The organism is Streptomyces sp. NPDC001927 (genome assembly GCF_053594455.1).
In genome coordinates this window covers 417790-431502 of the sequence record NZ_JBSFEN010000003.1, presented here as the reverse complement: position 1 = coordinate 431502, position 13713 = coordinate 417790, and the positions used below count along the sequence as shown (strand labels likewise).

Annotated in this window: 10 protein-coding genes; 4 read left to right on the top strand and 6 right to left on the bottom strand. The window is 72.7% G+C overall.

Translation table 11 applies throughout. The features are described from left to right. Position 1: 1 nt before the first annotated feature. The gene (locus ACWCO8_RS09335) at positions 2-2104 is read right to left on the bottom strand and encodes a DUF4139 domain-containing protein (RefSeq protein ID WP_451031722.1); all 2103 of its coding nucleotides are present in this window, start codon (positions 2102-2104) and stop codon (positions 2-4) included. Positions 2105-2213: 109 nt separating this feature from the next. Between ACWCO8_RS09335 and ACWCO8_RS09330 the strand changes: the two genes are divergently transcribed. After that, on the top strand, positions 2214-2771 hold the full coding sequence (locus tag ACWCO8_RS09330; RefSeq protein ID WP_451031721.1) for an FABP family protein: 558 nt from the start codon (positions 2214-2216) through the stop codon (positions 2769-2771). Here the strand turns inward: ACWCO8_RS09330 and ACWCO8_RS09325 are convergent. The 3 genes from ACWCO8_RS09325 to ACWCO8_RS09315 all read right to left on the bottom strand — a co-directional run bounded on the left by ACWCO8_RS09325 (position 2761) and on the right by ACWCO8_RS09315 (position 6576). Next, a complete protein-coding gene (locus ACWCO8_RS09325; RefSeq protein WP_451031720.1) occupies positions 2761-3984 on the bottom strand; it encodes a cysteine desulfurase-like protein in 1224 nt (407 codons plus the stop codon). The genes ACWCO8_RS09330 and ACWCO8_RS09325 overlap by 11 nt on opposite strands. 190 nt (positions 3985-4174) lie before the next feature. Further along, on the bottom strand, positions 4175-5734 hold the full coding sequence (locus ACWCO8_RS09320; RefSeq protein WP_451031719.1) for a M28 family peptidase: 1560 nt from the start codon (positions 5732-5734) through the stop codon (positions 4175-4177). Between the two features lie 206 nt (positions 5735-5940). Next, positions 5941-6576 (bottom strand): MerR family transcriptional regulator, encoded by a 636-nt coding sequence (locus ACWCO8_RS09315; RefSeq protein ID WP_451031718.1) that lies wholly within the window; start codon positions 6574-6576, stop codon positions 5941-5943. An 828-nt stretch (positions 6577-7404) separates the two neighbouring features. Here ACWCO8_RS09315 and ACWCO8_RS09310 point away from each other — a divergent pair. The 3 genes from ACWCO8_RS09310 to ACWCO8_RS09300 all read left to right on the top strand — a co-directional run bounded on the left by ACWCO8_RS09310 (position 7405) and on the right by ACWCO8_RS09300 (position 11591). Beyond that, the gene (locus tag ACWCO8_RS09310) at positions 7405-8322 is read left to right on the top strand and encodes a sensor histidine kinase (protein WP_451031717.1); all 918 of its coding nucleotides are present in this window, start codon (positions 7405-7407) and stop codon (positions 8320-8322) included. Next, positions 8306-9058 carry a response regulator transcription factor gene (locus tag ACWCO8_RS09305; RefSeq protein WP_362009997.1) on the top strand — a complete coding sequence of 251 codons (753 nt, stop codon included), beginning with the start codon at positions 8306-8308 and terminating at the stop codon, positions 9056-9058. Before ACWCO8_RS09310 ends, ACWCO8_RS09305 begins: the two co-directional genes overlap by 17 nt. 460 nt (positions 9059-9518) lie before the next feature. After that, entirely contained in the window at positions 9519-11591 is a 2073-nt protein-coding gene (locus ACWCO8_RS09300) for a BTAD domain-containing putative transcriptional regulator (RefSeq protein ID WP_451031716.1), read from the top strand. Here ACWCO8_RS09300 and ACWCO8_RS09295 read toward each other — a convergent pair. Next, entirely contained in the window at positions 11578-12897 is a 1320-nt protein-coding gene (locus tag ACWCO8_RS09295) for an MFS transporter (RefSeq protein ID WP_451031715.1), read from the bottom strand. The two genes, ACWCO8_RS09300 and ACWCO8_RS09295, sit on opposite strands and share 14 nt — an antisense overlap. After that, entirely contained in the window at positions 12894-13709 is an 816-nt protein-coding gene (locus tag ACWCO8_RS09290; RefSeq protein ID WP_451031714.1) for a thioesterase domain-containing protein, read from the bottom strand. The genes ACWCO8_RS09295 and ACWCO8_RS09290 overlap by 4 nt, the downstream gene beginning before the upstream one ends. Positions 13710-13713 lie beyond the last annotated feature (4 nt).

The following is a 13713-nucleotide window of genomic DNA, read 5'->3' as shown; positions in this document are numbered from 1 at the left end:
GTCAGCTCCTGCGGTTTCCGCCGACCAGGGCCTTGCCGGTCGGGATGCGGATCTCGTAGCCGCCTTCGAGGGCGGCGGTGGCCCCGGCGGGCAGATCGAGGCGCCACACGCGCGTGCCCGGTGCGTGGCGGTCGGGCCCGGTGTCCGCCTCGGGGGTCGTCCAGTCGGCCCGTTCCTCGATCCGGACGTCCGGTTCCGCGGTGACCGGGACGCGCTCGCGGACCTCGACGGTGACGGGCCGCGCGAGCGCGTTGGCCAGCTCCACGTGGACGCGGGTGTCGAGCACCGTGGTGGTGTTGCGCAGGCCCGCCGTCGACTCGCGCAGCTGGGTGCGGCGGGTGACCCGGATGCCCTCGGCGGGGCCGAGCCCGACCCGGCGGACACCGCCGGGGGCGAGCGTCGGCAGCGCCGTGGTCAGCAGGAAGTCGTCGTCGACGGTGACCTCGACAGGGCCGGCCAGGAGGGCCTGGTCGGTGGCGTTGGAGAGCACGAGCGTCGCGTACACGGTCGGCTCCACGGACGGCACGCTGAGGTACTCGGTCCGCAGGCCGACCGGGATCTCCCCGACGGTGACGGTGTGCCAGGTGCCGTCCGACGGGATGTCGGCGCGGGCGGCCGCGTCGAACCGGTGGTCGAAGGAGCCCGCCGACACGCGGGGGCGCACGCCGTGGCCGGGCAGCGGGAGCGCGGCCACCGTCTCGGCACGGCGGCGGTGCTCGACCGCCACCGGATCGAAGGCGGTGTCGGGGAACAGCCGGCCCCGGCGAACGCCCGGCTCCTCGGGCCCGCTCAGGACGAGCGCGGCGTAGTCGAGCTCGGCCCCGCTCGGCTGCGGCGGCCCGGTCGGGAGCGGCGGCGGGGCGGCGCCCTCCGCGCGCGCCATGCCGTCCATGTCGTCCATGTCGGACTGGGCACGGCCCCGGCTACGTGCCTTGGCGGCCGGCCGGCCGCCGGGCGGTTGCGGCCCGGACGGCTGCGACGGTGCGGGCATCATGGCCGGCATCGCCGCGCCGTACGCGGCGCCGGGCACCGGAAGACCACCTGCCGGGGCGCCGAAGCCCTGCGGGGCGGGCGGCGGTGGCGGGACGGGAGCGGACACGGCCATACCACCGGCCATGCCCCCGGCCACGGCACGGGCCGTGCCTCCGGCCGCCGCGGCGGCCGCGCCCGAATCCGGCGAAGGGCCCGCCGCGTCGAAGCCGGAGAACAGCTCCGCGAGCCCGGCGGGCGGCTCGCGCCAGCCGGACGGCGCGGGGGCGACCTGACGCCGCCCGATCCGGACCGACCGGAGCCGCGGCAGATCGGTGCGGCGCCGCAGATCGGCCGTGGCCAGGGCGAGCCGTACGCCCGTCCAGTCCTCGCCGGTCCGCTGGGCGACCGAGGCGCGCAGCACCAGGCGGCCGCTGCCGTCCCCCTGACGGTGCGTGAGCCGGTACGTCGGCACCCAGACCACGCCCGGCACGCCGTACTCCACCTCCACCTCGACCTCGCCCCCGGCGGCGCCGTCGAGCGTGAGGAGCGCGCCGACCGTGGTCTCCACGTGCGCCTGCGGGGTGTCCGAGGAGGCTCGGGCCTCCCGGTCGGAGGCGACTTCGAGCGCGTGCTCGACCTCGCGCACCTCCTGCTCAAGGTCGGCGAGGCGGGCGTGCAGTCCCGCGAGGCGCTCGTCGACGAAGTCGGCGAGTTCCAGCCACGCGTCGACGGGGGTACGGCGGTGCTGCGGGTCGTCGCGCTTGCGGCCGGGCGGAACCGGACGGAGCGCCGCGACCTCCGCGATCAGGCCCAGCTGCCGGTCCCGGCGCGCCTCGGCCTCCGTGTACGCCTCCCGCAGCCGCTCGGCCTCGCGCCGCAACTCGTCGGGGATTCCCGCGCCGACCGGCTCGGCCCCGATCTCCACCCGCGCCTCGGTGACCCGCACCCCGGGCGCGCGCAGGACGCGGGCCCGCAGCGAACCGGGGTCGATCGAACGGGGCAGTCCAGTCACGAGCACCCGCCCGTCCGCCGGCACGGTGCCCCGCGCCAGACGCAGACAGAGCGCCCCCTGCGCGTACACCACGACCGAATCGAGGGTCGAACCCCAGCGCACCGTCGTTCCCGCCTTCATGCTCCCCCGTCCCCTGGAACTCGTATGCCGAGCGAAGCCTATGCCGAGGCGGCCCACGCGTCCCCCTAAGCTGCCATCCGGTACCGGACGCATCCCAGGAGCGCACATCATGCACGACCCCGCCCAGCAGCCCCCGTTCCCCGACGCGCTCCACCCGGAGGCCTCCCCCGCACCCCACCCGCTGCTCGCTCCTGTGCTCGGGCTGCTCGGGACCTGGGTCGGCCGGGGCCGGGGCGGATACCCGACGCTGGAGGAGGAGTTCACGTACGCGCAGGAGGTGACCTTCCGTCATGACGGGCGGCCCTTCCTCCAGTTCGAGGCGCGCGCCTGGCTCCTCGACTCCGACGGCAACCCGCTGCGGCCGTCGGCCCGGGAGACCGGCTGGTGGCGGATTCAGCCGGAGGGCCGGGTGGAGGCGCTGATCACCCAGCCCACCGGCATCGCGGAGATCCTGGTCGGCGGCGCCGACGCCGGCCTGGTCGAGCTCAGCAGCCACCAGGTGGCGCTCACCCCCACGGCCAAGGAGGTGCGCGCCACCCGCCGTCGCTACACCCTGACGGCCGAGGACACCCTCGACTTCACCCACGACCTCGCGGCGGTCGGTCAGCCTCTGCAGCACCACCTCTCCGCACAGCTGGTGCGGGCAGGCGGCGGCGTCAAGTCCTAGGCGCGCCCTGGGCGCGGAGGAAGTCGGCGAGGCCTTCGAGCAGCCGGTCCACCTCGTCGGCGGTGTTGTAGGGGGCGAGGCCCACCCGGAGGGCCGGGCCCTCCAGCTTTAGGGCGGTGAAGGGCTCGTACGCGTAGAACTGGCCCGCCGTGGCCAGGATGGAGCGGGCGGCCAGGTGGATCTGCGCCTCGCGGGGGTCGCGGCCTTCGAGGGTCATCAGGAGCGTCGGGGTGCGGTCCTGGGCGTTCGAGTACAGGGTCACGGCGTCGCCGAGGCCGCGTATCCCCTCCTCGAGGCGCGTACGCAGGGACAGTTCGTGCGCGTGGAGGGAGCCCAGGGACGAGGTGAGCCGGCCCCGGCGCGAGGTCTCCGCGCCCGGGTCCACCGCCGCGAGGAAGTCCACCGCCGCCCGCGCGCCCGCGAGGATCTCGTAGGGGAGCGTGCCGAACTCGAAGCGCTCCGGGACCGTGTCCGGCGAGGGCAGGAGCTTGTCCGGGCGGAGGGTCTCCAGGAGCTCGGGCGTTCCGGTGAGGACGGCGCAGTGCGGGCCGAGGAACTTGTACGGCGAGCAGACGAACAGGTCCGCCCCCAACGCCGGTACGTCCACGAGGTGGTGCGCCGCGTAGTGCACGCCGTCCACGTACAGCAGCGCGCCGACCTCGTGGGCCCGGTCCGCGATCCGGCGCAGCGGGGGCTTGGTGCCGAGGACGTTCGAGGCCGCCGTGACGGCCACCAGCTTCGTACGGGGTGAGAGGACGCGCTCGTACGACTCCAGGTCGAGTTCGGCGGTCTCCGGCTCGATCTCGATCCAGCGGACCGTCGCTCCCGCGCGTTCGGCCGTCTGCACCCAGGGGCGGACGTTGCAGTCGTGGTCGAGGCGGCTGACGACGATCTCGTCGCCCGCGCCCCAGCCCCGCGCCAGCAGGCGGGCGAAGTCGTACGTGAGCTGGGTGGCGCTGCGCCCGTGGACGATGCTGTCCGCGGGCATGTTCAGCAGATCGGCGTAGGCGGCGCGGAACTCCGTGACGGAGCGCTCGGCGTTGAGCTCGGACGGGCTGATCTTTCCGCGGTTGGACAGGGGTCCGGTGAGCGTCTCGGCGATGGCCTCGGCGACGGGGCGGGGGGTCTGCGTGCCGCCCGGACCGTCGAAGAAGGCGAGGCCGTCGTCGAGGGAGGGGAAGTGGGCTCGGAGTGCGGTGACGTCGATGGCCATGGCCTCGGCTTTCTGTCGGGCGGGCGAGGGGGCTGGTGCGGTGCCGTTCTCCGTGCGGTGGTCCTCATCGGGACCCTGGGGCGCCGGGGGAACCTGGGGCGCGGGGGAACCCGGGGAAGCCCGTTCCCCGGCGCCGGGCCCGTCATGCGCGACGGGCCCGGCACCGGGGCGGCGGACGAGCGCCGGACTCCTACTCGGTCACGCCGTAGGGGCGCCCCTCGCGCGGGGCCGCCGCTGCCGCGCCGCTGTCCGCGCGGGCGGCGCCCGTCGGCTGCCGCAGGGAGCTGAGGTCGTGCGCGTACGTGCCGACCGCGTTGGCGATGACGTCGATGTGCGTGTCGAACGCCGGCAGGCTGATGTTCCTGATCGTGTCGCCCGCCCCGTGGTAGTTCGGGTCGAACATGGCCCCCGCCGTACCGCCGAACTTCTCCGCCTCGGCGGCCGTCTTGAGCGCCTCCGCGCCCGCGAACGTGCCGCCGGAGGGTATGCCCGCGTCGACGAACGGGCCGTAGTCGAAGCGGGCGACGAACGGCGTGCCTGCGTGCGGCAGGCCCCGCTTGCCGAGGAACGTGGTGATGTCCCGCTCCAGCAGGTCCGAACCGGCCGGTGCGGACTGGCCGTTGGCGCCGTCGGAGTTGTCGCCGTCGTAGACGAACAGGCCGTGGTTGGTCGAGGCGATCAGCTCGAAGTTGAGGTAGAGCTTGATCTCCCGCTTGTCGAGCGGCGTGAGGTTCGCGACGTAGTGGTGCGAGCCGACCAGGCCGCTCTCGGCCGCCGACCACCAGGCGAACCGCACCTTGTTGCGGGGGCTCTTCTCCTTCTTGGCCAGCTTCAGGGCGACGTCGAGCAGGCCGGCCGAGCCGGAGCCGTTGTCGTTGATGCCGGGGCCCGCGAGGACCGAGTCGAGGGAGGCGCCGAGCATCACCGTTTCGGCCGCGTTGCCGCCCTTGGTCTCGGCGATGACGTTGTTGGTGGAACGCTTCTCCTGGAGCTGCCGGATCTCGAAGGAGAGGTTCACGGGCCCCTGGGCGAGGTCCGCGGCCAGCTTCTCGCCCGCGGCCTTGCTGATCCCGCCGGTGGGGATCCTGGCGGCGGCCGGGTCGCCGAGAGTGCCCGAGAGCGGGCCGTACCCGGCGTCGATGTTGTTGTAGATGAGGGCGCCGATCGCGCCCGCCGCCGCGGCCTGCTGCTGCTTGACGGCGAAGGCACAGCCACCGCGCTTGATCAGGGCGATCTTCCCGGCGTAGGCGCCGCTCGCGTAGTCGCCGGGCTCGCAGCCCGTGGTGCCGTCGGCGTCGACAGGGACGGCGGCCACATCGGCCCGTACCCCGCCGACCGGCGTCGACTTCGTGTACGTCAGGGCCTTGATCTCGATGTCGTACGGCGCCGGGGTGACGGCGGAGAGCTTCTCGGCGAGCGTCTGCGTGTAGACGAAGTCAAAGCGCTGGTACGAGACGTTGTACCCGGCCTTCTTCAGCTGCGTGTAGACGTAGGCGGCAGAGGCGTCATGGCCGAGCGAGCCGGCCACGCGGTGACCGCCGGCCGAGTCGGCGATGGCCTGAAACTTCTCCAGGTGCCGTAAGGCGTCCTGCGCGGACGCCTCCCGGACGAGCGCCTGGGCGAGCTTGGCGGCGTCCTTGCCCGGCCTGTCCTGCTGCGAGGAGGCGGGGGAGGCGGAGACCAGCAGGAGCGGGGTCGCGAGAGCAGCTGCGGCCAGGGTGGCCACGGCTCTGCGAGGTGATGCGTTCACAGAGGTCCTTCCCGGTGCGAACGAGGTTGAGGGGAAGTTAGCGATCTCTGGGGGGTTCTGTGAACAGATGTGCCACAACTCACGGCAATTCGAGCACAGTTGTAGACAATATGTGGAGGATGGGTGGCGGAGGCTCCGCGTCCGCTGTGGTGTGCGTGAGGTGTCGGGCGAGGGTGGGGCGGTCGGCGGTGTCGCGGTCCGACCGGTCAGTCCGCGCGAGGCGCCGCGTGCTCCGCCCCGCTCGCGGCCGAGGACAGGAAATGCTCGTGGGCGAGTCGGCGCATCGCGGAGAGGGCGACGTCGCCCAGCGCGGTGACCGTCACGAGCCGCGTCACGGCGCTTTCCGGGTCCTCCTGTTCGCTGAGGATTTGCATCTCAAGGCGGGCAATCCGCTCCAGGTTCTCGGCATACGCGGGAAACAGCCGCGGAATGTCCTGGTGATCGAGCGACTTGCAGGCGATGGCCACCTGACAGAGCGTCTGCCAGGCCGGGTTGTCCGGGCCCACCTGCCAGCCCCAGCCCCTGATCAGGCCGGACACCCGGGCCTGAGCCCATTCCCACTCCTGGTCGGGCGAAGACGAGCCGGGAGTCGGTAAGGCGTGCTGGGTGAGGCGGAGGAGTTCGTTCGCCGGTGGTCGGTCCTCCTCCACATGGCGCACGAGCCGGCGCACCTCGGCATGGGAAAGTCCGCCGACATTCAGGAGAGCCTTTACCAGTGCAACCCTGCGCACATGCGATTCATCGTATTCCGGAACGGTCGGCAGGAGATCCAGGTCCTGATACGACCGCAAGGTGCGGACGGGGACTTTGGTACGGCGACTCAGAGCGGCGAGCTGCGACACAATCCACCGGCTTTCGGGAAGGAGTTGGCGTGGGCGTGGTCGGCGACCCGGCAATCGAATTCGAGGCCGCCGTGACCCTATGGCGCGGGAATGCGGCGACACAAGGCATGACCGACCGGCGCCCGGGGGATTTGGCTCAAAGGGGAAGTCGCCCCTGTCTCCCGGCTGGGCGGTCTCTCTATACAGGCCTTCCGGCGTGGCGCGAGCCGGCTCGCGGATGTTCCCCCGGCTCGGCCGGAAAATGCCGTTCAGCGGTAAACCAAAAACCGGAGGGGTGGGCGATCTTCCGCCCGGTCGCGGGGCGCCCGTCGCGCTGTTCGGCGGGCGTTCGCCCCTCCCTCGGTTCTTGTTCGGCACCCCTTGGCACCGGCGGGAAGTGGATATGCCGGACGTTCGTGGCCGTCCGAACTCTTTCGCCGGATTTGCGTCCGGTCAATGGGGCCGGGAAGCGTGGATTCCGCAAGCGGGACACTTGACGTCCTTTAGGTGGTACGGCATGATCATGACGATCTCCGGTATTTCTCTCCGTTTTGCACCGTCTGGGGACGGGGGAGCGGTGGAGGGGGACGGGTAAAGGGGAGGGGGGAGGCGTTGTCCGACACGACGGCGCGGGGAATGTCAGGGCAGGCCCCGTGTGTCGAGGACGCGGGGCTGGCCGCGGAATTAATCGCCTGCGAGCCCGAGTTGCTCGACGCCTATCGCAGCAGACTCATCGATCAACGCAATCCGCTGGGGACCCATGCGGAATCCTGGGAATCCTGCCGTGACCAGGCGCGCAGAATACTGTCGGAATGCCGCGACGCGTCGGGGGGCGCGACCGCGGAACTCGTGAGCGCGACCGCGCCGCCCGGCCCCGGCAAGGAGGAGCCCGCGCCACGCGCGGCCGGGGCGCGGCTCGCGCGGGGGACGGTACCCCTCCACGCCGTACGGGCGGGGGCCCTGCTGGTCCAGCTCGTGGCGGAGTTCCTGGAGCGGACGAAGCCCGAACCGCCCGGCGATCCGGCCGACCGGACGCGGTTCCTCGCACGGGTCCAGGCGGCCGTCGCCCGCGAGCTGGAGGACGCCGCGGACGGAGACGATCTTCACCTGCTCGACGTCGTACGGGACTCCACCCGAGCCAGTCGCGACGCGATGGCGCGGGAGATCCACGACCGGGTCGGCAGCGCGGCAGGCCTGGCGCTGCGCCAGCTGGAACTCTACGAACTCACCCAGAACGTCTCGTCGGTGACGGACCCTCGGCTCGACGCCCTCAAGCAGGCGATCCTGGAGACGATGCAGAGTGCCCGGGACATCGTGACCGAACTGCGCACGGGAGCGCACTCCGCCGGCTCCCTGGGCGTGGCGCTCTCCGCCTTCGTCACCGCCATGGCGATCGACCGGCCCGTCGTCGAGATCCGGGTCGAGGACGTCGACGACCCGCTGCCCGACACCGTCGGCGAGCAGCTCTTCCTGGTCCTGCGCGAAGGGCTGCGCAACGCCCTGACGCACGCCCACGCCTCCCGCGTCACCGTCGAGGTACGAGGCGACCAGCAACTGGACGCGGGCGTACGCCGATTACGGGCCTCCGTCAGCGACGACGGAGTCGGTCTCCCGCCGGAGCGGGAGTTCGGCAACGGCCTCGCCTCCGTGGCGGAAAGGATCCGGCTGCTCGGCGGCGGCATGGAGATCCGGAGCGCCCCAGGACTCGGCACGACCCTCGCGTTCTCGGTGCCGATGGGTGAGGAGTGGCATGCGGACGCCAGATGACCAGCGGATCCCGCGGACGGGCGAGCCGATCCGCATCGTCGCGGTCGACGACCACTCGCTCCTGCGCGACGCCCTCTGTCAGCTGCTCGACGCGGAGGACGACCTGCGCGTCGTCGCCGAGGCCGACACCTCCGTCGGGCTCGCCGACCTGGTGGCGTCCACCGGAGCGCACGTCGTGCTGCTCGACGTCGAGATGCCCCGGCACCACGCGCCCACCGTCGTCAGCGAGTTGACCGCCCGCTTCCCGCGGCTGCGGGTGCTGATGCTGTCGATGCACGACCACCTCCCGCTCGTGCAGGAGCTGCTGGCCCGCGGCGCCCACGGCTATCTCCACAAGAGCGCACCGCGTGCCTCACTGCTCTCCGCCATCAGGGGCGTCACGGCGCACGACCCGCAGGTCATGATCGTGCTCCCCTGCAGCGCCACGCCCAGCGCCGCCTTCAGCCCGGCCGGGTCCTCCCTCTCGCCGCGCGAGCGCGAGGTCCTCACCCATGTCGCCGGCGCGCTGAGCAACCGTCAGATCGCGAACGAACTGGGCATCACGGAGGCGACCGTGAAGCGGCACCTGAGGAACATCTTCGAGAAACTCGGCGTGGCCTCGCGCATCGGGGCGGTCAACAAGGCCGTCGAGGCCCGCCTGATCGATCCGGCGAAGGCCAAACAGCCCGAGCCGCGCCGCCCCGCGGTGCAACGGCCGACCCCCTTCGCGGAGTTGGCGTTCCGCCGTGTTGTCTGAACCCCTGGGGCGGCCGGCGGTCAGTGGGCCGGGAGTGGCGCCGTACGCCTTTCGGAGCATGCCCGATGCTCCCTGAAGGGCCTGGTGTCGCTCAGGTGACCGGATTAGATTCGCGGCCATGCCGCCAGTGACGCCTTGCGAGACTCACAGGAACCGCGAATGCGACCGCCACCACCGGTCCGCGAGCGGGACGGCCCGGTACCTCCCCGGGTGTGCGGCTGCTTCTTCGTGTTGTCACCGCAGCGGCGGGCAGGCCCCGCGCCGGAGCCACTCGGGCGCGGCCTGAGCCTTCGGCGGGCCTTCCGCCCGCACGCCGGGCCCGCCATGGGCGGACGCACCGGCTCTTCATGAACGCGCGAACGCGTGGCGCAACTCGCCGCCTTCGCGAAGCCCGGGGCCCGAACGGCCACCACCGGGGACCGGCATGAACAGCACGCGACCCTGAGGGGTGAACGGGATCATGACCTGCACGGGGGCAACTCTTCGCATCCAGCTCCTTGGACCGATACGCGCCTGGCGGCACGGTGAGGAGGTCGCGCTCGGCTCGCCGAAACAGCGCGCGGTCCTGAGCCTGCTCGCCAGCCGGGCGGGCGAGGTGGTGAGCGGGGAGGCCATCACCAGCGCCCTGTGGGGCAGCGAGACCCCGCAGACCGCGGCCAACGGCGTCCACACCTACGTCGCCCGATTACGTCGGGCCCTCGAACCGGGGCGCGGCAGCAGGGTCGCCAGCACGGTGCTGTCCTCCGAACCCGGCGGCTACTGCCTGCGGCTCGACCCGGCCGACGTGGACGCCACCCTCTTCGTCGAGCGCCACGGCCACGCCCGCAGATCCCGCGAGGGCGGCAGCGCGGAGACGACGTTACGGCTCTACGAGGACGCCCTCGCGCTCTGGCGGGGCGAGGCGTACGCCGGGGTGCCCGGACCGTTCGCCGCCACCGAGGGCGTCCGCCTGCGGGACCTCCGGCTGACCGCCGTCGAGGAGTGGGCCTCCGTCATGCTGGCGACCGGCGGGTGCGCCGAGGCGGTCGACACCCTGTCGCGCGCCGCCGTCGAGGAGCCGCTGCGCGAGAAGGTCCGGCTGCTCCTCATGCTGGCGCTCTACCACGCGGGCCGCCAGGCCCACGCCCTCGCCGTGTACACCGAGACCCGGCAGCTGCTCCGCCGCGAACTCGGCATCGAGCCCGGCGCCGAACTGCAGGACCTGCACCGCTGGATCCTCGCGGGCCAGCGGGAGTTACGGCTCCCCGTCGGGAGCATCACCCCCGGCGGCCGACCGGGACTCGGCGCCACCGCCTTACCCGTACCGGCCCAACTCCCTCCCGTGGCACGCGGCTTCACCGGACGCGACACCGAACTCGCCCACCTGGAGAGCCTCCTCGACGACGAGCCCGCCCAGCGCAGCACCCCGGTCATCGTCGTCGACGGCCCCGCCGGAGTCGGCAAGTCGGCTCTCGTGCTCGAACTGGCCCACCGGCTCGCCCACCGCTTCCCGGACGGCCAGCTCTATGTGGACCTCTGCGGCAACGGGCTCCGCGGCCGACCGCTGAGCGCCTCGGACGCGCTGCTGCACCTGCTCACCAGCCTCGGCGCCGACAGCAACCGGATCCCGCGCGACCCCGCCGGCCGCGCCACGCTCTTCCGCAGCCTGCTGTACGGCCGGAAGATGCTCGTCGTCCTCGACGACGCCCTCAGCGTGGACCAGTTGCGACCGCTGTTACCCCGCGGCGCGTCCTGCGTCGTGGCCACCAGCCGGCAGCGTTTCGCCGGCCTCGCCGCCCGGGACGGGGCGCGCACGCTCACCGTACGCCCGCTGGCCGTCGACGAGGCGGCCCAGCTGCTCACCACCCTCTCCGGCGGACGGCTCTCGGGCCACCCCGAGGCCGCCCGGCGGCTCGCGGCCCTCTGCGGCGGACTGCCGCTGGCCCTGCGCATCACCGCCGAGGGGCTCCTCGCCAACCCCGGCGTACCCCTCGGGACGCTGGTGGAGCAGTACACGACGGAGAGCGGCCGGCTCGACCGGCTCACCGTCGGCGACGACGCCCTCGCCAGCGTCCGCGACGCCTTCGAGACCTCGTACCAGGCGCTGCCGTCGGAGGCGGCCCGGATGTTCCGCTTCCTGGGCCTGCGCAAGGACGGGCCGATCACCGTGCCCGTCGCCGCGCGGCTCGCGGACACCGACCACACCACCGCCCGGCGCCTCCTCGACGTGCTGGCCGCCCACCACTTCCTGGAGGAGCACGGACCCCTGTTCCGGCTGCACGACCTCCTCGGGATCTACGCGGCCGAGTGCGCCGAGCGCGAGCCCATGCTGAGCCGGCGGGCGGCCCTGGCCCGCCTGGGCGACCCGCCCCCGCACCAGGACCCGCCACGGGCGACCGCCCCGTACCCCGACGCCGCCCCCGAGCCCGCGCCGGCCACGGACCCGGGCGAGGCGTACGCGGTCGTCCTGCGCCGGGCCGCCGTGCTGCGCAGGGCCGCGTTCCGGCAGTGGGACGACCCCGCGACGCGGCCCACCGACCTCACCGCGCGGTGAGCGAGGCGTCCTCGGGACCGGTCGGCATCTCGCGGAGCCGGCCGACCGGGGACAGGAAGATCGGGACCAGCATCGCGACCGACATCAGGCCCGCGATCCACAGCGCGCCGTGCAGCCCCGCGAGCGCCGCGAGGAGACCGCCGACAGGTCCGCCCAGCGCCCCGCCGCCGTACAGCAGCATCCGCATCGCGGCCGTCATCCGTCCCATCAGGTGCTGTGGGGTGATGGTCTGACGCAGGCTCACGATGAGCACGTTCGAGACGCTCGCGCCCATGTACTCGATGAAGAAGGAGGCCACGAACAGGCCCACGAGCAGCCAGCGCGGACCGCCCGCCGCAGGGATGAGCAGCGGCCCGAGGAAGATGATCGAGACCGAGAGCCGGTAGGCGGTGCCCACAGAGAGCCGGCGCACCACCGTGCCCGACACCAGCGCGCCCAGCAGACCCCCCACGGCCGCCGCGCCCATCACGAAACCGACCGCGGCGGCCGACAGATCCTGGTCGCGCACCGCGTACAGCAGGAACAGCGACTGCACCATCGTGAGCAGGAAGTTGCAGGCGCAGCCGACCAGACCCATCGCCCGCAGCCAGCGATTGCCGAACACCCAGCGCAGCCCCTCGGCGAGCTCGGTACGCAGCCGCCGCTTCTCCTCCGGGACCTCCGGGGCGGGCTCGGGCGTCCTGATGAGGAGCAGCGACACCACCGACAGGGCGTAGGAGAAGGCGTTGGCGGTCATCGCGAACGGCGCCGAGAACGCGCTCACCAGCGTGCCCGCCAGACCGGGACCGGCGATGTCCGCCGACGAATAGGTGGCGTTCAGCTTGGTGTTGGCCTCGAGCAGGCTGCGCCGGTCCTTCACGAGCACCGGGACGTACGACATCCAGCTCACGTCGAAGAGGACCGTCGCGATCCCGATCCCGAACGCCAGCGCGTACAGCGCCGGCAGCGTCAGCAGGTCCAGCTCGTACAGGACGGGGACCAGGCCGATGAGCACCATCCGCACCAGGTTGGCGCCCAGCATCACCGGCCGCTTCCGGCGCCGGTCCACCCACACCCCGAAGAGCAGGGCGAGCCCGAGGAAGGGCACCAGTTGGGCGAAGCGGAGCATGCCCAGCTCTCCGGCGCCCACCTCGAAGACCAGGACGGCCGTCAGGGGAAGCGCGAGATGGGTGATCTGGGTGCCGTACAGGGAGAGCGCCTCGCCCGCCCAGAACACCATGAAGTCCCTGTCGCGCCAGAGCGACCGCGGGGGGTCCTCCGCCTCGGCCGGGGAGGCCGAGGCGGTGGACGTGCCGTGCTCCGTCATGCGGGAGTCGCCTCTCGTAGGGCTGCGTCGACGATGCCGGTGATGGCGTCGAGCCCCGGGCCCTGCCACACGGAGTGGTGGTCGCCCGGCGCGGTGTGCACCGTGAGCCGCTCGACGTACGGATCCCAGTCCAGGAGCCCGTCCACCGACTCCTCGGCCTTGATCAGGATCGCGGACCCCGCGTGGACGGTGTCGAACCGGTGGCGGCGCAGGGCCAGGACACCGGTACGGAACAGGGCGTACCGCTCCAGCAGGAACTCCGCGTCGAACTCCTCTGGCACGGCGCCGTGTTGCTCCGCCGCCGCGAAGATCTCGGCCGGTTCCGCCCCCGGAGCCATGCCCACCAGCGCCTTGTCGATCCCCGGCGCCCGCTCCGGGGTCACGCCGAGGAAGTCGTACAGGAAGTGCCGGGCCAACGCGTCGTCGGGGAGCACCTTCTGGGTGCCGGGCAGCGCCGCGTCGACGACGACGAGCAGCGGGACCTCCTCGCCGCGGGCGACGAGCAGTCGTGCCATCTCGTACGCGACGACCCCGCCGAGCGACCAGCCGAGCAGTTGGTACGGGCCGTGCGGACGGTCCGCCAGGAGCGAGGCCGTGTGCAGTTCGGCCAGCTCCGTGATCGACCGGACCGGCTCGGAGGAGCCGTCGAAGCCCGGGGCCTCGAATCCGAACACCGGGCGTCCGGTGGGGAGTCGGTGCGCCATCGCCGAGTAGCAGTAGGGCGAACCGGAGACCGGATGGACGCAGTGGAGCGGGGTCAGGTCGCCCTCGTCCCTGAGCGGGACGAGGCTGCCGCCTGCGGGTGCTGTCACGGTG

Coding starts and splice junctions, on each gene's coding strand:
- ACWCO8_RS09335 (WP_451031722.1), bottom strand. CDS start 2,104: ATGAAGGCGGGAACGACGGTGCGCTGGGGTTCGACCCTCGATTCGGTC.
- ACWCO8_RS09330 (WP_451031721.1), top strand. CDS start 2,214: ATGCACGACCCCGCCCAGCAGCCCCCGTTCCCCGACGCGCTCCACCCG.
- ACWCO8_RS09325 (WP_451031720.1), bottom strand. CDS start 3,984: ATGGCCATCGACGTCACCGCACTCCGAGCCCACTTCCCCTCCCTCGAC.
- ACWCO8_RS09305 (WP_362009997.1), top strand. CDS start 8,306: ATGCGGACGCCAGATGACCAGCGGATCCCGCGGACGGGCGAGCCGATC.
- ACWCO8_RS09300 (WP_451031716.1), top strand. CDS start 9,519: ATGACCTGCACGGGGGCAACTCTTCGCATCCAGCTCCTTGGACCGATA.
- ACWCO8_RS09295 (WP_451031715.1), bottom strand. CDS start 12,897: ATGACGGAGCACGGCACGTCCACCGCCTCGGCCTCCCCGGCCGAGGCG.